Origin of the sequence: Mesorhizobium ciceri WSM4083 (assembly GCF_000519305.1) — a bacterium.
In the GTDB taxonomy this organism is placed as follows: domain Bacteria; phylum Pseudomonadota; class Alphaproteobacteria; order Rhizobiales; family Rhizobiaceae; genus Mesorhizobium; species Mesorhizobium ciceri_B.
In genome coordinates, this window is sequence record NZ_KI912611.1 from 26,498 (window position 1) to 45,776 (window position 19,279).

Annotated in this window: 17 protein-coding genes; 2 read left to right on the forward strand and 15 right to left on the reverse strand. The window is 61.6% G+C overall.

Translation table 11 applies throughout. From position 1 onward, the window contains the following. Positions 1-56 precede the first annotated feature (56 nt). The 14 genes from nodS to MESCI2_RS0133950 all read right to left on the reverse strand — a co-directional run bounded on the left by nodS (position 57) and on the right by MESCI2_RS0133950 (position 13,899). Positions 57-686, reverse strand: a complete 630-nt coding sequence (gene nodS / locus MESCI2_RS0133880; protein WP_032901602.1) for a nodulation methyltransferase NodS — start codon at positions 684-686, stop codon at positions 57-59. 458 nt (positions 687-1,144) lie between these two features. Continuing rightward, a complete protein-coding gene (locus MESCI2_RS01000000136035; RefSeq protein WP_050596747.1) occupies positions 1,145-1,426 on the reverse strand; it encodes a helix-turn-helix domain-containing protein in 282 nt (93 codons plus the stop codon). Between the two features lie 572 nt (positions 1,427-1,998). Next, positions 1,999-2,271 carry a DUF2274 domain-containing protein gene (locus MESCI2_RS0133895; protein ID WP_027040376.1) on the reverse strand — a complete coding sequence of 91 codons (273 nt, stop codon included), beginning with the start codon at positions 2,269-2,271 and terminating at the stop codon, positions 1,999-2,001. A gap of 12 nt (positions 2,272-2,283) precedes the next feature. Beyond that, entirely contained in the window at positions 2,284-3,492 is a 1,209-nt protein-coding gene (locus MESCI2_RS0133900; RefSeq protein ID WP_027040377.1) for a TrbI/VirB10 family protein, read from the reverse strand. A gap of 10 nt (positions 3,493-3,502) precedes the next feature. Further along, the gene (gene trbG, locus MESCI2_RS0133905) at positions 3,503-4,534 is read right to left on the reverse strand and encodes a P-type conjugative transfer protein TrbG (RefSeq protein ID WP_027040378.1); all 1,032 of its coding nucleotides are present in this window, start codon (positions 4,532-4,534) and stop codon (positions 3,503-3,505) included. Beyond that, complete coding sequence (gene trbF / locus MESCI2_RS0133910; RefSeq protein ID WP_027040379.1) at positions 4,524-5,255, reverse strand: conjugal transfer protein TrbF; 732 nt, start codon at positions 5,253-5,255, stop codon at positions 4,524-4,526. The genes trbG and trbF overlap by 11 nt, the downstream gene beginning before the upstream one ends. Next, the gene (gene trbL / locus MESCI2_RS0133915; RefSeq protein WP_027040380.1) at positions 5,256-6,578 is read right to left on the reverse strand and encodes a P-type conjugative transfer protein TrbL; all 1,323 of its coding nucleotides are present in this window, start codon (positions 6,576-6,578) and stop codon (positions 5,256-5,258) included. Positions 6,579-6,612: 34 nt separating this feature from the next. Continuing rightward, positions 6,613-7,338, reverse strand: coding sequence for a P-type conjugative transfer protein TrbJ (gene trbJ / locus MESCI2_RS0133920; RefSeq protein ID WP_027040381.1), 726 nt, complete (start codon positions 7,336-7,338; stop codon positions 6,613-6,615). Beyond that, the gene (gene trbE, locus MESCI2_RS0133925; RefSeq protein ID WP_027040382.1) at positions 7,335-9,785 is read right to left on the reverse strand and encodes a conjugal transfer protein TrbE; all 2,451 of its coding nucleotides are present in this window, start codon (positions 9,783-9,785) and stop codon (positions 7,335-7,337) included. The genes trbJ and trbE overlap by 4 nt, the downstream gene beginning before the upstream one ends. After that, positions 9,779-10,051 carry a VirB3 family type IV secretion system protein gene (locus tag MESCI2_RS0133930; RefSeq protein ID WP_027040383.1) on the reverse strand — a complete coding sequence of 91 codons (273 nt, stop codon included), beginning with the start codon at positions 10,049-10,051 and terminating at the stop codon, positions 9,779-9,781. Before MESCI2_RS0133930 ends, trbE begins: the two co-directional genes overlap by 7 nt. Then, on the reverse strand, positions 10,051-10,359 hold the full coding sequence (locus tag MESCI2_RS0133935) for a TrbC/VirB2 family protein (protein ID WP_027040384.1): 309 nt from the start codon (positions 10,357-10,359) through the stop codon (positions 10,051-10,053). Before MESCI2_RS0133935 ends, MESCI2_RS0133930 begins: the two co-directional genes overlap by 1 nt. Before the next feature lie 11 nt (positions 10,360-10,370). Continuing rightward, positions 10,371-11,339, reverse strand: coding sequence for a P-type conjugative transfer ATPase TrbB (trbB, locus tag MESCI2_RS0133940; protein ID WP_027040385.1), 969 nt, complete (start codon positions 11,337-11,339; stop codon positions 10,371-10,373). After that, a complete protein-coding gene (locus tag MESCI2_RS0133945; RefSeq protein WP_027040386.1) occupies positions 11,336-11,749 on the reverse strand; it encodes a CopG family transcriptional regulator in 414 nt (137 codons plus the stop codon). Before MESCI2_RS0133945 ends, trbB begins: the two co-directional genes overlap by 4 nt. 119 nt (positions 11,750-11,868) lie before the next feature. Next, positions 11,869-13,899 carry a conjugal transfer protein TraG gene (locus tag MESCI2_RS0133950; protein WP_027040387.1) on the reverse strand — a complete coding sequence of 677 codons (2,031 nt, stop codon included), beginning with the start codon at positions 13,897-13,899 and terminating at the stop codon, positions 11,869-11,871. Between the two features lie 1,035 nt (positions 13,900-14,934). Between MESCI2_RS0133950 and MESCI2_RS0133955 the strand changes: the two genes are divergently transcribed. Together MESCI2_RS0133955 and MESCI2_RS0133960 are read left to right on the forward strand one after the other, a co-directional pair. Further along, positions 14,935-15,375, forward strand: a complete 441-nt coding sequence (locus MESCI2_RS0133955; RefSeq protein WP_155936725.1) for a hypothetical protein — start codon at positions 14,935-14,937, stop codon at positions 15,373-15,375. Between the two features lie 181 nt (positions 15,376-15,556). Beyond that, on the forward strand, positions 15,557-17,881 hold the full coding sequence (locus MESCI2_RS0133960; protein WP_027040389.1) for an NADP-dependent malic enzyme: 2,325 nt from the start codon (positions 15,557-15,559) through the stop codon (positions 17,879-17,881). A 489-nt stretch (positions 17,882-18,370) separates the two neighbouring features. Here the strand turns inward: MESCI2_RS0133960 and MESCI2_RS1000000137770 are convergent, their stop codons facing one another. Further along, positions 18,371-18,619, reverse strand: a complete 249-nt coding sequence (locus tag MESCI2_RS1000000137770) for a DUF982 domain-containing protein (RefSeq protein ID WP_081738988.1) — start codon at positions 18,617-18,619, stop codon at positions 18,371-18,373. Positions 18,620-19,279 lie beyond the last annotated feature (660 nt).

Genomic DNA, 19,279 nt, shown 5'->3' on the forward strand with positions numbered 1-19,279 from the left:
TCGTCACCGCCTACGATCAGCACAGCATGTTGGTCGCAGTGGTTGAGATTTGCCGGTCAAAACGGCCTATGGCCGCGACATCCGGAGATCGATACGGATTTGCGAAAGCGAGTGAGCAGGCACTCTTCATTCACCGATTTGCCGCTACACCGTAACCGGTCGACCTCAGCCAGTTTTTCGCTGAAAATATCGATTGCCGTTTCGGCCCCAGCAACGTGGCCCCAACGCCGGCAGTTGGCATCGTGCGCCGATCCGAATACCAGGTGCCCACCCGCCGCAAGTAGTCCCACCAAGGAGCCGACAGCGGCACGTATTTCCGGAATACCGCCTAGATAGTAGAGAACTTCGGCTACCACGATCAGATCGAATCTTTCCTTGGTCGAGAATTCGAGGACGTCGGAAACTATCCAAGTGATGTGCAAACGCTTTTTCAGCCGTTGGCGGGCTCGAGCAATTGCCCGCGGCAAGACATCGATGACGGTGAGCCGTTGACAGTGCGGGGCTAGTTTGGCTGTGAAAGCTCCCGCCGCGCATCCGACCTCGAGCGCATTGCTAATAGGTCCCTCCGAGAGCGACAGTCGAAGCATTTCGTCGTAGCGTCTTTGCTCGAAAGGATTGCCGTCCAGTCGCCAAGGATCCTCCGTGATCATCTCGCGGCTCAACAACTGATAAACTGCATCCTGCATCAACTGGTCCCCTTGGAAATGACTGAATTCATCCTGCAAGCTCAGAGAACAGCGGCAGCAGAATTGCGTGATGGCGGTTTGAAGTGAATCGATACGTTGTTCACCGCTTGGCGCAATTTGCTAAGCAATGCACGTGATCGATTCCATTCAGAGTTTCATAGTAGGTATCGAATATGTGGGTACTATCCACCAGGTCGATTGATCGCCGCCTAGGCTGTCCTTAACCTGACCGGCAGAGCACCCGGCCAATGTTCCGGGGACAAGAACGCCGAGGGACAGGTCAATCGCCGCAACGGCCATTCGCGTGGAACGGTGCTGACGCACACATCAGACATGAAGATGACGCGTCGATCCAACGCGGCCGGGTGGGGATCTTCGATCCAAAGATCGCCAAATACCTGCGCCGCTTCCCGATTTTACAGCATCAATATGTTTCGATGTCGGGCACGATCCGCACATCAACGGAACAGCTCGCTGACACACTCATCACGCAGCGTCGATATGGCCGACGCAGGTTCAAGAATTCCTGCTGGCAGGGAGAGCGATCTCGTGATGCGATCCCGATAGCCCTTGTTGTACCTCATACCGGACTCCATATTTTGAATTTCCTCAGCGGCTAGCCCAGACGTCACCGCCAGGTCCTCGATGGAATATCCAAGGTGCTCACGATAGGCGCGGATGATGTGGGTCCCCTCTGACACAGCCGTTAACACTGTCTCGGGAATGCGCAAGTCGTTCATAGACACCTCCAACAACAGCAGGGACACCTGAATCGGAAGATGTCCTCCCGACCTGGCGCTCCCAGCAGATCAAATCAATGGATGTCGACCGGATCGGCCTTTCCATGGAATGGCCACCTGAAATTGGAATGGCCACCTGAAATTTCGCAGCCAAATCGGGATATGGCAGTTCACCTCGTCACAAGTTCAAGAGCCTGCTGCCCGTACGATAGGCTGATCAGCTGTAGCGCAACCATTTGCCGCCACCCGAGGGCGGCCTTGTACTTGATGCCTGGCGCCGCTTCAAGCAGCCGCGACGCTTCCTTCACGGCAAGCCCTCAAGCAGCTTGCGCGGATGCCAGCGCCTGGCGCGCGCCGGACCGCGCCGCTTCAATGTCAGCATGAACGGGAATCACAGCGCCGAGACCGCGCCGTTGCTGGCGTCAGTGCTGATACGGATCTAGCGCCGGATTGCAAGAAACGGCGAAGCTGTCGGGGCCGGCGCAGACATAAGCCCTTCGTCCTAGAATAGGATGATCGCGTTGTTCGACAAGCAGTGAGAACGCGCAATTCCTAGGCCCACCAGTTTTGGTTCAACCTGAGCCCGACTCCGACTGGCGCCGGGACTTCTCCGACGCGCCAGGGCCTGGGAGGCCTTCCTTCCTGGCCTTAGCAAACGCTCGGTCGCCTTCGAGGAACCCGGCCAGCATAAATGGAATGAGCTCAGCTACCGTCTCAGACTCGCCGTACGTCTGACGGTAAAGCGCGGCATAGTCCTGGAGCTCTTGATATAAGTCGGCGCTAACAGTGATGGTGATTTTGGAAGGCGTCCGGTTCGGAAGCTTTCCAAGCTTCAGATTGGCCATAATTGCCCCTTTTCAAGGTCTGTAGGGTCGCAGCACAAGATCCTTGTGCACGATGACGCGCAGCGGCCAACCAGGGCGGACGGTGATGGTCGGTTGGACGTTGAGGTTCTTTTCGGCGACCCGTTGCCCGGCTCGGCTGACGTTCTGCTGGGCAGATTCGCGGATTGCCTTCACCAGATCGCTTTCGTCGTCTCCGAGGCTCAATTCGGTGCCCACGCCAAGCAAGGTCGCAAGCGCAACACCCTTGATCAGCTGCCAGGTGTGGAAATCCACCTTGTCCTCAAGCCCAGCATAGCCCGCAGTGTCGGTGGCGGGCAGATTGTCAATTTCGATGGAGGAACCGTCGGGCATCATTATTCGCTGCCATAGCAGCAGGGCGCGTCTTTGCCCAAAGGCTACAACGCTGTCATAGGTGCCGATTAGTCGTGAGCCCTGCGGAATGAGCAGAGTGTGGCCTGTGACGGTGTCGTGCACGTTCTCGGTGACCTGTGCGACGACAAGGCCGGGCAAATCGGAATTGATCCCGGTGACGAGACTTGCCGCGATCACGCTGCCGGCCATCAGCTGATATGGAGAGGCAGGCGTCTGCAGGGCATGCGGATTGTAAATGCCGCCGGTGTTCCGCTGGCTAAGAAAGTCGAGCTTGCGCTGCTGGTTGTTCTGGTCGCCCTCGGCCGGCGCAACGGACGCGCGTGCCGTATCGGCTTGCGGGAGCGCCTCAAACGGCTGCTGCGCACCCTGCCCGCCGCCGGCGATATCTATCTGTCTGGGTCGACTGTCAATCCGGAACAAGATTTGCGACTCGCGCGCCGCGATCGCCTGCTGGGCAAGCCGCTGCTCCTCGGCGGAAGCCTCCTGCCCCGGCGCGATACCGAGCTGTCGCTGACGTTCAAGGATCGGGCGGCCGAGATCACCAGGCAGCGGGGGTCCAAGCACGGGAGGTTTCGGCTTGATCTCGGAATAGTCCATGGGCAGGTTATCAAGCGCCTCAGCGGTTGGCTTGCGCTCGGTATTGTACCGGTCTTCCGCCAGATCCTTGATGTGCAGGGCGGATCCTTTAAGCGCGATCATAGTGACACCAAACACGGCACCAGATCCGAGTGCAGCGATAGCGATGATCACGCTACGTCTGAAGCGCACAGCACGGCGGGGCGAGGCTCGCAACTGCAGCTGCTCGGGATCGAGTTTTGGAAAGGTACTGGGGCGGGACGTATCGGCCATGAGCTCCCCCTCACCTGCCAACACGCGAAAAGAGTGCCATGTGCCGCGCCGGCTGCCGGCCGTCGGTCCTTGTTATGCGCACCACCTGCTGTTGCTTGGTCCCCAGACGCAGTTCGGCGGCGGCAAACAGACGATCGACGATGAAATAGTTGCCCCGCATTCGGTAGTTGACGAGCTGGTTGTTGCCGTCAGCACCAACGATGAAGAGAGGTGGCGCCTCGCCCTGATCGATGCGGCGCGGGAACTCGATATAGACCTTGGTGCCGTCGTCGAAAACGCGCGTCGGCCTCCAGGGCGGTGTGTCGCCGCTAATAGAGTAGCGGAAGCGAAGGTTCTCGAGCGCCACATTCGACGCGGCAGGCATAGCCGCATCGGCGCGAGCGTTGCGCTGACGGAGCGCAATGATCTGGTCTTCACTGTATGTCCAAGAGATCGCGGCCATTGAGGTCTTCTCGGTGCTTTGAAGTTGCAGGTGGTAGGCGCGCCGGTCCGTCGTGATGACGAGATTGGTGGCAATCCCCGGCGCGAAGGGTTTTACCAGCACATGGGTGCGCTGGTTGTCAGCGGCGCCGCTGACGGTGTCGCCGATGACCCAGCGCACCGTGTCACCAGCCGACACGGCTGTCAGTTTCTCGCCCGGTTGCAGAGCGATATCGCTGACGCGCTCCGGCGCGGCATAGAGCTGGTAAAGCGCGCCATCGGTGAAGGGATAGACCTGGACCGCATTAACATACCCGTACTTGGTGGGTTGCTGGGTGGCCGCCCTGTTGGCATCGGCGACGCGTTCTTCAGGAGAGAGCTTGTCGTCGGCTGTGACCTTAGCCGGATCGGACTGTAACTGGCCGGGAAGCGGCAACGGCTTTGGCACCTCGACGATCTTGACCGGCTTCTCCGGCGGCTTCTCGATCGCAGCCGGTTTGAAGTCGGCTGCGTCGTAGGAAATCTCAGGCGGCGGCACCGGCTTCGATGAGCAGGCGGAGAGAACTGCTGCAGACGCCGACAGGATCAGCACCGCACGGAGCGATGGCTTTCTACTTTTCATTGGCAGGCTCCTTGGGGGAAACGGACGGCGGCGCGACGCTGTCGAGCTCGCGCGACCAGTCGATGGCGTTGATGAAGACGCCGAGCGGATTCTTGCGTAGCTGATCAGTATTGCTCGGCGGGCGAATCGCGATGGTGAGAATCGCTGTCCAGCGCGTCGTACTGACCAGGCTGCCGCGCTCAAAGACTTGCTCGGTCCACTTGACCTGGAATGAGCTTTCGGAGGCTCTAACCACGCTGGTCACCTGCACCGAGACGCTGCGCGTACCGATCTGACCGAAGGGATCGTTCGCCTTGGCGTACTCGTTGAGGAAGAGCGCTGCGCGGTCGGTGGCAAAGTCGTAAGCTGCCAGCCAGTTCTGCCGCACCAGCACCGGATCGGTGGAGAGCGAACGGACATTCTGGATGAAACGGCCCAGATGCCAAGCGATCTGGGCATCGGATGGCTCGTAATCCCGGACTGCCGGCGCAACGGCGCGCGCCTCACCGAAGCGGTCGACCTCGACGACGTAAGGCACGACACGACTTTGCATCGACTGCCATGCAAGTCCGCCGGAGAGTCCTGTTGCCAAAGCCAAGCAGCCAAGTGCCATCAGCCGCCAATTCCGAGCCTGCACCCGAGATGAGCCGATGCGCTCGTCCCAGAGCTGGCCGGCCTTCTGGTAAGGTGTTACGGGCTCGGGCGTCTTGCCGTAACGCTGAACGGGTCGCTTGAAGAGCATCTAGTCGTCCTTGTCGTTGAGAGAGGGATTGGCGCTGCCGCCCGGCCTGTCGCCATCACGGACGGCCTGCATGGCGGTGTGGCGATGCGCACGGGCGGTCTGTTCGGAACGCAGGCGCCTGGCCCAGCCGGGCGCGGCATCGGCGGCCGTGCCAGCTGGGCTTCCGGTCATGGACGCGGTCGGCGCACCGCCAGTCGCGGTCCAAGCGGCTTCGCGCCCTGCATCGGCGTTGCGTCCGAACGTTTGCGCAGCCGATCGCGCTGCCCGCATCGCGGCGCCGCCGGCGGCACCCGCCACGCCGTGCATTCCGGCAGCTACGCCGGAGACGCCGGAGTGAGGTGAGGTTGCACGTCCCAACTGCCATGCCGAGGAAGCTGCCGAGCCCATGGTGGTGCCGGCTCGGACTGCGGCGAGACCTCCGTTGGCTGCCGTGCGCGTGCCAGCAAACGCAGCGCCTCCGGCAACGAACGATGCACCGGCGCCGGCCGCGGTGGTGCCCAGTGCCGCGCCAGCGCCAAGCTGCGGCGCGCCGGAAACAAGGCCCGAAGCGATCCCAGGTCCGAAGATGCCAAGACCAAGCAGCGCCAGCGCACCTAGCACCTGTGACATGGCCGCGGCCAAATCCGGCTCCTTGCCTTGCAGCGCGGAAGCGAACTCACCGAAGAGCGTGGAGCCGATGCCGACAATGACGGCAAGCACCATCACCTTAATGCCCGACGAGATGACATTGCCGAGCACGCGCTCGGCCAAGAACGCCGACCGGTTCCAGAGCGCAAAGGGGACCAGGGTAAAGCCTGCCAGCGTGGTGAGCTTGAACTCCAGAATTGTGATGAAGAGCTGGATGGAAAGAATGAAGAAGGCGATGATGACCAGGAACCAGGCCACGAGCAGCACGAAGATGGTGAGCGCGTTGCCGAAGATTTCGGGAAAACCAAGAAGCTGGCTCGCCTGATCGAGAAGTGGCCAGGCGCCCTCGAAACCGGTCGCCGCAATACGGCCAGGATGCAGGAGATTGTCGGCGGACACATTGCCGGAGGAGGCGTTGATGCCGAGGCCGGCAAAGGAGCGATAGATGATATCCGCGAGGTTCTTGAAGTTGTTCAGGATGAAGGCGAAGACGCCGACATAGAGCACCTTGCGGATGAGCCGGCCGAAAATGTTGGGTTCGCCCCCGAGCGCCCAGGCCAGGCCGGCGAGCGCGATGTCAATGCTGATCAGGGTGGTGGTGAGGAAGGCGACGTCGCCAGAGAGCAGACCGAACCCGCTATCGATATAGCGGATAAAGGTCTCCATGAAGCGATCGATGACCCCAAGGTCGTTCATGCCGCCGCCGTCCTCGTGGTGATGAAAATGAAGATCAGTTGCCGGGATAGGCTGTGCCGGTGCCCAGGAAGCGCTTCGTCGTCTGGCGGGCTGTTTCCTCGGACTCCGCCTTGCGCGCCGCATCCTCGGCCTCAGCACGAAACTGCGTCGCGAGCAGCGTCTGGATCTGCATCTGCTGCTTGGTCGAAAGCGCGATCAGCTGATTGGTGGCTTGGCTCGCCTGAAGGGCACCTGCCGCACCTTGGCTGCGGTTGACGAGGTCGGCGAGCAGGTCGCCATCGCCGCGGACATTCTCGACGATCTGCGACTGGACACGCATGGTCTGTCGGAACGCCTGCATGGCGCTCTGCCAACGCTCGCGCGCGGCGCTAGCAACATCGTTGATCTTGATCGTGGCATCGTAGCTATCCGGATATTGCTGGCGCCACTGGTCCTGGAGCTTGTCGAGATCGAAGCTCAGGCCACTCGCCTGGTCCATCAAGCCATCGATACGATGGAGCGCACCGGTAAGCTGGCCTACCGAAGAGAAATCCAGGCTCTGAAGGTTGCGCGCCATGTTCTGCAGCATGGTCGCCTGGTTCTGCAGCGACTGGATCTGGTTGTTGATCTGCTCCAATGCGCGCGCCGCCGAGAGCACGTTCTGCGTATAGTTTGATGGATCGAACACGATAAGCGCGTAGGCCGGCTGAACATAGTCGGCCAATGGTTTGGCGATTAGCGAAACGGTGATCAGGCTGGAAAAAAAGCGGCGTCCCATCATGATGATTGCTCCTTGTCTGGCTGGGGGAATTGCTGGAAAAGCTCGGCAGCCCAATCGAGGCCGCGCGCGCTCAGGAAGCGGGAAGCGAAGCTCTCCTCCCCGTGTTCGGACAGGATCCTGTCGATGAGGGTCTGCGTGGCTGGATCGGAGGCGCCGCAAAGCGCAAGCGTGATTGGGCCTAAGCCCAGCTCGAAGAGCCGGTTGCCGCAGCGCGACTGCAGATAGTATTGCCGCTTCGGCGTGGCGCGCGCGATCAGTTCGATCTGCCGTTCGTTCAGCCCAAAGCGCTCATAGGCTGCCCGAGCCTGCGGTTCCACGGCACGATCGTTGGGAAGAAAAATGCGCTGCGGGCAGCTCTCGATGATTGCGGGCGCGATTGACGAGCCAGCGATGTCGGCAAGCGACTGCGTGGCGAAGATTACGGACACGTTCTTCTTTCGCAGCACCTTCAGCCATTCGCGGATGCGGGCGGCAAACAGCGGATTGTCAAGATAGATCCAGGCCTCATCGAGCATGAGCAGCGTCGGCCGCCCGTCGAACCGCTCCTCGAGGCGATGGAACAGATAAGTCAGCACCGGCAGGACAGCGCTTTCCTCATGCATCAGTTCCTCGGTCTCGAAGCACTGCACGTCCGAGTTGGCGAGCCGATCATCATCCGCGTCGAGCAGCCGGCCGAAAGGACCGTCGAGCGTGTAGGGCATGAGCGCCGACTTCAGCGCGTTGGACTGAAGCAGCACCGCGAGGCCGGTGAGCGTTCGCTCTTGCGCCGGCGCGGTGGCAAGGCTGGTGAGCGCCGACCAGATTGCCTCCTTCACCTCTGGCGTGACGGTGACGTTCTCATGAGCAATCAAGCCGGTGATCCATTCCGCCGCCCAGCTTCGGGTAGCGGGGTCGCTGATCTTGCGCAGGGGCTGGAAGGCAAGCGCACCGTCGGCACCCAAGGCATGGTGTTCTCCGCCCATGGCAAGCGTTGCCGCGCGGGCCGAATTGCCCTTGTCGAAGAGATAAACTTGCGCGTCGGCATAGCGTCGGAACTGCAGAGCAATTAAGGTGAGCAGAACCGACTTGCCGGCACCGGTCGGTCCAACGATGAGCATGTGGCCGACATCGTCCACATGGGTGGAAAGCCGGAACGGCGTCGACCCGCTGGTCTCTGCAAAGAGAAGCGGCGGGGCCTCTGTCCGTGTGACCTTGGTCAGATGCTCGTTCGAGGTCGGACCGGCCCACACCGATGATAGCGGCATGAGATGGGCAAGGTTTAGCGTGTGGAGGAGCGGTTGGCGCACATTGGCATAGACATGACCGGGCAATGAGCCGAGCCACGCTTCGACTGCATTGACGCTTTCACGGATCGTGGTGAAGCCGAGGCCATTGATGATGCGCTCGACCGCGCGAAGTTTCTCCGCCGCGGCTTGGCGATCCTCGTGCCACACCGTCACGGTCGTGGTGAGATAGCCGAAGCCGACATGATCGCCGCCCAAAGCCTGAAGGGCGGCATCGGCATCGAGCGCCTTATTATCGGCGTCGCTGTCCACGAGAGGAACGGCTTCGTTCGTCACGACCTCGCGCAGGATGGCCGTGATCGATTTGCGCTTGGCAAACCACTGCCGGCGCAACCGCGTGAGCGTCTTCGTGGCTTCCGTCTTGTCGAGCGGGATGAAGCGCGTCATCCAGCGATAGGCAAAATCCTGGTGGTTCAGCGCGTCGAGGATTCCGGGCCGCGTGACATTGGGAAAGCCGAGAACGGTGAGTGTGCGCAGATGCTGTTCACCCAGCATCGGTTCCAGGCCGCCGGTAAGCGACGCGTCAACCAGGATGCCATCCAAATACATCGGCGTTTCCGGAACGGCGACTGGGTGGCGGCGGGTCGAGACGGTGCCGTGCAGATAGGTCAGCGTCTCGGCATCGTCGAGCACGCGCACTTCGGGCATGAAGCCCGACAGGAGGTCCAGCACACGGTCGGTCTCGTCACGGAACCGCGCCAGCTCCTGGGGCCAGTCTCTTTCCCCTTCCGCACGACGCGAGTCGACGAGCGCGTTTTCCGCCCGGGCCTGGCTGTCCGGTGGCGGCATGAACAGCAAGGTCAGGTGATAACGGCTCTCGAAGTGCGCGACCTTGCCCTCGAAGGCCGCACGCCGCTCTTCATCGACCAGCCACGACGCCGCGTCGGGAAAAGTAGAGCTCGGATAGCCCCGCGCTTCGGTGCGCTCGGCTTCGAAGAAGAGTGCCCAGCCGGAGCCGAGCCGTCTGAGCGCATTGTTTGCCCGCGAGCAAACACCTACGAGTTCGGCTTCCGTCGCGCTTTCGAGATCCGGGCCGCGGAACCGGAACGTCCGCTGAAAGCTGCCATCCTTGTTGAGCACGATGCCGGGCGCGACCAGCGCGGCCCAAGACAGGTGGTCGGCAAGCCTGTCGGCTTTGCTGCGGTATTCCGAAAGGTTCAGCATGCCAGCCACCCCTTCTGGCGAAGGTGGCGGATAAGCACACTGGCGAATTCCGGATCGCGCCTCGCTGCAAAAACCGCGATCGTGTGGCCGGCAATCCAGAGCATCAGCCCTGCGATCCATTGCTGCAGGCCAACGCCGATTGCCGCGGCCACTGTGCCACTAAGGATCGCCACCGCTCGCGGTGCGCCGCCCAATAGGATCGGCTCGGTCAATGCCCGGTGAACCGGTACCTCGAAGCCTTCGATATGCTGCTCTCCGGGGGCCATCAGACGAGCGCTCCACCACCGAAGGAGAAGAAGGATAGAAAGAAGCTCGATGCAGCAAAGGCGATCGACAGCCCGAACACGATCTGGATAAGCCGGCGGAAACCGCCTGCCGTGTCGCCGAAGGCGAGCGTCAGGCCGGTGGTGATGATGATGATCACCGCGACGATCTTGGCGACCGGTCCCTGCACCGATTCCAGGATCTGCTGTAGTGGCTGTTCCCACGGCATGCCGGAGCCGGCCGCATAAGCCGGGGCAGTGAGAACAAACGTGAGCGCGGCGGACGAAAGAAAGCGAAGCTTCTTGCGCATGAAGTGACCTTTCAAAGCTGTTGAAGTTGCGGAAGCGTGAGTTGGGTGACGGCGTAGTCGCCGCTGCCATCGAGACCAGTGACCTCGGCAATCGCATCAATGTGGCGCGAGGATCCGCGTCCGGCGATGAAGACAATCAGACCGATGGCATCGGCGATGAGGCGGCGGGGGACGGTGACGACGGTTTCCTGGGCGAGCTGCTCAATGCGGTAGAGGGCAGAGCGCGCCGAATTGGCGTGCACGGTGGCAATGCCGCCGGGGTGCCCGGTGTTCCATGCCTTAAGCATGTCGAGGGCTTCGGCGCCCCTCACTTCGCCGACGATGATCCGATCGGGCCTGAGCCGCAGCGTCGAGCGTACGAGGTCGGCAAGCGTCACCGCACCCCGCCTCGTCCTCAAGGCAACACAGTCCTTTGCTGCGCATTGCAGTTCGCGCGTATCCTCGATCAGGATTACCCGTTCGTCACATTCGGCAACTTCGGCCAGCAGCGCATTGGCAAGCGTCGTCTTGCCCGAGGACGTACCGCCGGCAACCAGGATGTTGCGCCGCTCGCGCACTGCCTTCCTCAATGCATCAGCCTGCGCCGGAAGCATGATGCGATCGGCAACATAGTTGGCCAGCGTGTAGAGTTTTGCCGCAGGCTTGCGGATGGCAAAGCATGGCGCCAAGACGACTGGCGGCAACAGCCCTTCGAAGCGCTCGCCCGAGGGCAGCTCGGCACTGACAATCGGGTTGTCGGCATGCACCTCGGCACGGACGTGGGAGGCGACGACGCGGATTATGCGTTCCGCCTCGGAAGGGTGCATGTGCACGCCGGTTTCGATCCGGCCTTCGCCCAACCGGTCGAGCCTCAGCGCGCCGTCGGGATTGACCATCACCTCGATCACAGCCGGATCGGCAAGCGCCTCAGTGATCGCCGGCCCCATGGCGGTGCGCAGCATGGCGCGGCGGCGATGGTTAGCCTCTGGGTGGGAGCTCATCCTTCCCCTCCCCCGCCACCGTCTTTGCCAAGCGATCGTTTGCCGGAAGCGATTTGGCGGCCGACCTGCTCAACGAATTTATCGAAACGCTCCTGAGCGATGGCCTGCGTTGCCCTGTCCGGGATCGGCGTGTGAGCGTGGAGCGTGATCGAAAAGCGGATGAAGAGCGCGAGGCTCTCCAGGATCATCTCGCCATCGCGCCTGACATGAGCGAGTTCGCGCGAAAGACGGTCGAGCCTCACGCCGTAGCGCCGGTCGAGCTCGATCTCGCCACGCCGTTCGATGTACGCCTCGACCGCCTTCGCAACGATCGCGGACTTGGTGGTCGAGGGATCGCGGCTTAGGTTATCCAGTTTCTTGCTGAGCTCTGGCTCAAGCAAAAACTGATGTCGAATGCGGTGGGGCTTCATGCGGCTCGTTCCACGGGCCAGCGCTTGGCGCGCCGGCGACGGGAACAAGCATCGGCCGAACACCAGAAATCTGTTATGGCCCTTAACTACGCTCAGATGCGCTCTGCCTTTGAATGCCTTCAGAAGCCGGGCACGATGTCCTTGGCGTTGCCCGTTGTCTCGTTGATGCCGTAGGCGCGCGAGGCAGTCGAGATCCGGTCCATGACGCGCTTATCGGCTACCGTCTCGCTATCATCGTCAACGGGCTTGAAGAGGTCGTCCTGATCGGGCCCCTGGGGGACGACGGGCTGTTCTTCGGCCAGACCTGGATGACGTTGCTGCTGGAAACCTCCCTCATCCCCGATTGCCGCGGCGGCAATCTCGTCGTCTGAAGCTAGACGACGGTCAACGCCCCGCACCTGGCCAGTCCAGTCGTTCGCACACGACGCAGGGCAGTCCACATTGGAACCGTCGAGCAGCACCGGCGAAGGTAGCACCCGTTCGGTGAAATTCTGGTCCTCGTAGTAGCGCAGCTTCTTAGCGCGGATTGGAGCCAACCCCGATATCAGCACCAGCTCATCGGAATTCGGCAACTGCATCACCTCGCCGGGAGTCAAGAGCGGGCGCGCGGTCTCCTGTCGACTGACCATGACATGAGACAGCCAGGGGGCAAGCCGGTGGCCGGCATAATTGCGCATGGATCTGAGTTCCGTCGCAGTGCCAAGAGCGTCGGAAATACGCTTGGCAGTCCGCTCGTCATTGGAAGAAAATGCAATTCGCACGTGGCAATTGTCCAGGATGGCGTTGTTCTCGCCATAGGCCTTCGAGATCTGGTTCAAGGACTGCGCGATCAGACAGGCGCGGATGCCGTAACCGGCCATGAAGGCGAGCGCAGTCTCGAAGAAGTCCAGCCGCCCGAGCGCCGGAAATTCGTCCAGCATCATAAGAAGCTGATGCTTGCGGCTCTTCTTTGGATCGCCCTCCAGGCGCTCCGTCAGTCGCCGACCGATCTGATTGAGAACCAGTCGCATCAACGGCTTGGTACGCGAGATGTCCGATGGCGGCACGACGAGATAGAGCGATAGCGGCCGCTCGGCAGCCATGAGGTCGGCAATTCGCCAGTCGCAGGCCGATGTTGCCGCCGACACCGTCGGATCGCGGTAGAGCCCAAGAAACGACATCGCGGTCGAAAGAACGCCTGAACGCTCATTCTCTGATTTATTAAGCACCTCGCGCGCGGCAGAAGCGACAACAGGATGGACCTGAGGCTTATCCGCCGGGCCGAGGTGGTTGGTGGTCATCATGCGCTGAAGCGTTGCGGCAAACGAACGTTGCGGGTCCGACAAGAAGGTGGCGACGCGGGATAGCGTCTTTTCTTCCTCGGCATAGAGCACGTGCAAAATGGCGCCGACGAGCAGCGAATGACTGGTCTTCTCCCAATGATTTCGCCGCTCCAGCGCGCCTTCCGGGTCGACAAGAATGTCGGCAATGTTCTGGACGTCGCGCACTTCGTTTGCGCCCTTGCGGACTTCCAGCAGCGGGTTGTAGCGGGCTGATCTTGCATCCGTCGGATCGAACAGAAGGCAGTATGAGAACTTCGAGCGCCAGCCGGAGGTTAGCTGCCAATTCTCGCCCTTGATGTCATGAATGACAGCCGATCCGGTCCAGGAAAGAAGCGTTGGAACAACCAGTCCGACGCCCTTGCCCGAACGCGTCGGCGCGAAGGCCATGACGTGCTCCGGGCCGTCATGGCGCAGGTAGCGATCCTTCAGCTTGCCGAGGAAAATGCCGGTCGGCCGAAACAGGCCCGCGTTCTCGACCTCCCGGATAGCGGCCCAATGTGAAGAGCCGTAGGTGGTGACCAACCCACGCTGTCGCGACCGCCACAGCGACCCGGCGACCGCTGCAGCACATCCCATGAACCCACTGGCGCCGGCGAGCATACCTGCCTTGTCGAAGACGTCTGGCGCATAGGCATCGAAATGGAACCACCATTCGAACAATTTCCACGGCCTGTAGATTGGCCATCCGGCGAGGATAAACCATGGTGCGCCGAGAGGCGTCTGGTAGGCCAGCATGTGGGCGCACCATTGCGTTGCCGTCCATACGCCGAGAGTGACGATAGCGAATACAACGGCGGTCTGCCCAATCAGTAGCTTTGTGGGGGTCATTGGCCTCTTCCGCTGTCGTGTTAAGCCGAACTAATGATCATGTCGCGGAGCAGAAACTAAAACGTATCCTACGCACGACCTGCTGCGATCAGGCATCGGCAAGAGGTTGGAAACGTCAGAGCGGGCGCAGAGGCCCGGTGCTTTCGGCGCTCAACCCGGGCCGCGCGGATCAGTCCGCGACGGTGTGTGCCGCTCACCGGCATAGTCGGCCTGTCTGGCAGGCGCCGTCACACATGTTTCGACATTGTGACATCAGTGTGCCGCACGTTTTTAAAACTCTTAACAATTAAATTGTCATCGTGTTGATATACTCGGCTGGAATTTGAAGGTAAATTGCTCTCATCCACCGCAGTCGGGAACGCCGTTCTTAGAAGAAACAGCAGATAAGACGATGATCTGGAAACGACACTTGCGGCTTTGCTTACTATCGGCAATGCTGCGGTAGCGCAATACAGAAAAGTATGCGTACGCCAGGCACCATCTTCGACCAGGGATTACGAAATGGGCAATACCGAGAGTCGTCGAAACTGTCCACTTCCCAGCGTTAGACCATGCCAAAGCCATCGATCAACCCGCGCCGTCACCGGAAGGCGGGCAAGCAGTCGACAGGAGCTCTTGTCGAAGTCGCGTCGGGTGCAATCGCCGAAACAGGCCCAGAATCCATCCTCAAAAGCAAAGGCGGTCGGCAACGACCTGTCGCTGGGAACGATCGCAGCATTGCGGGCGAACACCCGGCTGGCTCTCGGATGTACAGGCGGGCAGGCCGAAGTTTCAAGCATCCACAAACCGAGGCGGTCGCGACGGCCTCACGCAGATCAAGGGCAGTCTTCGACGTGGTGGCCGATCTCGAGGCGGTTTGCTCGCCCCGGGGACTGGAGGGGGTGCTTGCTTGGTTGGGCCTAGAGGCTCGTCCAGCTTGCTCCCGCTGTCTTTGGAACTGGATCGCGCAAAATACGTGACAATCACGAACATGCTGCTCGAGTTCACCGGTTCTTCAGATGCCAGAGTTCGATAGCTGCCAAAGGGAAAACTCGCATGAAACGACGTGGTCTCATGTTCCTGACGCTGCTTTCACTGGTCGGGCTTTCCTTCGCTGCGACAGAGGAAAGGACTCAGGGGGCCGCCGATGCGACGATGAGATTTTTGGGTGACAGCGCGGCTGCTGGCGCTGGCTACACCTGGGGTGGCGGAACCCTGGACTTCGAGGGTAAATGCTATCCTTTCACCGTTTCCGGATTGACCTTCATCGATATCGGCGCCGAGCGAATTGACGGCGCAGGAACTGTTTACAATCTGAAGACGGCCGAAGATCTCGCGGGAACCTATATCGCGGCCGGCTCGGGTGCGACACTCGCAGGCGGAGGCAGCGTTGTGGCGCTCGAAAATCAGAATGGCGTTATCGTGCATTTCCATTCAACCACGGCTGGACTGAAACTCTATCTGTCGCCCGCAGGGATCGTTGTGAAGCTGAAGTGAATTCCTGGATCCTCGCTGCATCCGCTCTGTCAGGTGATCGCTGGAACATAGCCGAATCGATCGAGAATCGGTCTGAACGGGCCGTGTCCAAGAACCGGATTCAGCCGGCTCTGACCGCCAGGCGAAGAATCGTTGCCGCATGCGGCAAGGCTTGAGAGAACTGAACAGAGGGAGCGGCGGAATGGACGGCGAGAACAAGAAAACGGTCCGGTCCGACCTCGATGAGGCCGCCCTCTTCTTCCACAAGCATCCAACCCCGGGAAAGCTCGAAATCCAGGCGACGAAGCCGCTCGGCAACCAGCGCGACCTGGCGCTTGCCTATTCGCCAGGTGTCGCCGCCCCCTGCCTCGAGATCCGCGACGACCCGGCGACCGCCGCCGACTACACCGCGCGCGCCAACCTGGTCGGCGTCGTCTCCGACGGCTCCGCTGTGCTTGGGCTGGGCAATATCGGCCCGCTCGCCTCCAAGCCGGTGATGGAAGGCAAGGCGGTGCTGTTCAAGAAGTTCGCCGGGATCGATGTTTTCGACATCGAGATCGATGCGCCCGGGATCGATCGCATGGTCGAGACGATCTCGGCGCTCGAGCCGACCTTCGGCGGCATCAACCTGGAGGATATCAAGGCGCCGGAATGCTTCGAGGTCGAGGAGCGGCTGAAGGCCCGCATGGGCATTCCGGTCTTCCATGACGACCAGCACGGCACGGCGATCATCGTCGCCGCGGCGGTGCTCAACGGGCTCGAATTCGCCGGCAAGACCATCGCCGACATCAAGATCGTCACCTCCGGCGCCGGCGCCGCGGCGCTCGCCTGCCTCAATCTCCTCGTCTCGCTCGGCGCAAGACTCGAAAACATCTGGGTCACCGACCGTTTCGGCGTCGCTCATAAGGGCCGCGTCGAGGAGATGGATCGCTGGAAAGACCCGTATGTGAAGGAGACGGAAGCGCGCACGCTCGCCGACGTCATCCCCGGCGCCGACGTCTTCCTCGGCCTCTCCGCCGCCGCCGTGCTGAAACCGGACCTGCTGCAGCACATGGCGCCGAAGCCGCTGATCCTGGCGCTGGCCAATCCCAATCCCGAGATCATGCCGGAGGTTGCGCGCGCGGCACGCCCCGACGCCATGATCTGCACGGGACGCTCCGATTTTCCCAATCAGGTCAACAACGTGCTCTGCTTCCCCTACATCTTCCGCGGCGCTCTCGACTGCGGCGCCAGCGCCATCAACGAGGAGATGAAGATGGCCGCGGTCAGGGCGATCGCCGCCCTTGCCCGCGAGGAGCCATCGGACGTCGCGGCGCGCGCCTATTCCGGCGAGACGCCAATGTTCGGTCCGGACTTCCTGATCCCCTCGCCCTTCGATCCCAGGCTTATCCTGCGCATCGCGCCGGCGGTCGCCAAGGCGGCCTGCGACACCGGAGTGGCGACACGGCCGATCGCTGACTTCGCCGCCTATATCGACAAGCTCAACCGTTTCGTCTTCCGCTCCGGCGTGGTGATGAAGCCGGTGTTCTCCTCGGCCAAGGCTTCCAGCGCCAAGCGCGTGATTTATGCCGACGGCGAGGACGAGCGCGTGCTTCGCGCTGCCCAGGTCGTGCTTGAGGAAGGCATAGCCGAGCCGATCCTGATCTGCCGGCCGCAGGTCCTTGAGATGCGGCTGAAACGCTACGGTCTGCGCATCAAGCCGGGCGTCGATTTCGGCCTGATCAATCCCGAAGATGATCCGCGCTACCGCCACTATGTCAACCTCCTGATCGAGCTTGCAGGCCGGCGTGGCGTGACGACGGAAGCCGCCCGCACCATGGTGCGCACCGACAACACGGTGATCGCGGCACTTGCGCTGAAACGCGGCGATGCCGATGCCATGGTCTGCGGCCTCGAAGGGCGCTTCGAGCGGCATCTGCGCAATGTGACGTTGATCGTCGGACCGCGCGCCGGGATCAAGCATTATGACCTGTCGACGTTTTCCATGCTGATCTCGCAACGCGGGATCATCTTCCTCACCGACACCCACGTCTCGGTCGACCCGACGGCGGAGGAGATCGCCGAAATCACCGTGCTGGCGGCGGAGGAAATCCAGCGCTTCGGCATCGAGCCGAAGGCGGCACTCCTGTCGCATTCGGATTTCGGCTCGCGTGATTCGCCGAGCGCGCTGAAGATGCGCCGCGCGGCGGAAATCCTCGGCCGCATCGCGCCCGCTTTGCAGTGCGACGGCGAGATGCATGCCGATACCGCACTGTCGGAGCATCTGCGCCGGCGCGTCTATCCGCACTCACGTCTGAAGGGTGAGGCCAATTTGCTGGTCTTCCCGAACCTCGATTCGGCCAACATCACCCTGACGGCTTTGCGCGCCATGATGGACGCGCTGCATGTGGGGCCGATCCTGCTCGGCACCGACAAGCCGGCGCATATATTGACGCCGTCGGTGACCTCGCGCGGCGTGGTCAACATGACCGCGCTCGCCGTGGTCGAGGCAGCGCATAAGGCGCAGGCGCTTGTCGATCTGGGCTGAAGCTGGAATCGGCGGCATGCTAAAACAGGCGGTTGCCTGCTGATCGCTTTTTCAACAGACGCGGATGGCCTCGGCCTCGCGCGCTAGACTAAGCGCGCGTACGAGGGCCACCTCGGCGCGACGGCATCGGTCCCAGCGCGCCGGTCGGAACTGACTCACTGCCACTTGGTTTGAGCGGCGGCTGTCTGCCGACTGCAGGCGCATTGCCGCTGGCAGCAGGTCCGCCTGATGATCCGGCCGAACATGCGCCGCTCAGCACGGACCATTACTGCGGCATTGCTGCGCCCCGTCGATGAGCGTGGCGACAAGCCCGGCATCTCGGGCGAGTCGGTGCCCGCCTGCATAGTCTTGTTTCAGCTCGCGCAGCCCCACAGTGCTGGCCATCCGCGTCTGCATCGATCGTCGCAAAGGTGCCGATGTTGTGGTCGAGGAGCTACTTTCCTGCCTGGTCGGCGGTGGCATTTTCCGGCATCGAAACCGCCAAAGCGTTTAATCGCTGCGCAGGATTCTTGCTTCGAGCGCGGCCGCCACAAAGGCTCTTCGAGCAGCTGGTGGATGAGCGTGACCCCGCAATACCTGCAGGCACGCGTCCATCGCTACCTTCCGTTTCTCGGTTTGACGATGAAGATCACGCAGCAGAATAGCGGCCGCCTCGTTGACGTCGAACACAACACGCTCTGAGCTGTGGCGGCCAACCTGAATAACAACCGGCCTCTCAAATCTGCTCAAGCCGGTCATCTCAGCGCCCCCAAGGCAATCATGCGTCACAACGCCCGTTCTTCCTCTTTGCGGAGCCGAGCCGTTCCGTTGCCAATTGCGAAATGTCGACACAATGCACTCTTGACGTGCCCTGCGCCAGCCTCACACGCGTGGCCGACGCCCAGTCCTCCCATTTTTTCCACTGCCCGCTGCCAGACACTGTTTCAGCGCCGGCCAGGAGATGCCATTCGCCAGCAGACGAGTCGGGAGACAGGGACACGTAAGGCGAGACGGAGAGCGAGCGAAACACCGGTCCCACCTCGATTTGCTGGCAAGCTGCATCGTTGCGTCGCCGCGATTGTTTGCAGAGCGTCATGATCTCGATCAGATGGCGAGAAGAGGCCTGGTCTTTCGGAAAAGCTGCTGGCCGAAATCTTGGGGTCTGACCCTCGATCCTTCAGCCATCAGGCTTCCCCGTTGCCACGTCTCCTCAAATGCGGCGCCGGCGGCTGCTCGTTCGATCCTCTGGCAAGGACCCGGTTTCGGCAAACTCGCTTGCCTCGGCGGGCCGTTTGCCCCAATCCAATCAAAGTCTCGTCAGCCGGTTTTGCAGCGCCTGCCGATCGGCCACGAGGTTGTCGAGGTGCAGCGGCTCGTGGTCTGGCCGCTCCCCGTTGAGCAGTCGTTGAACCAGCGCCC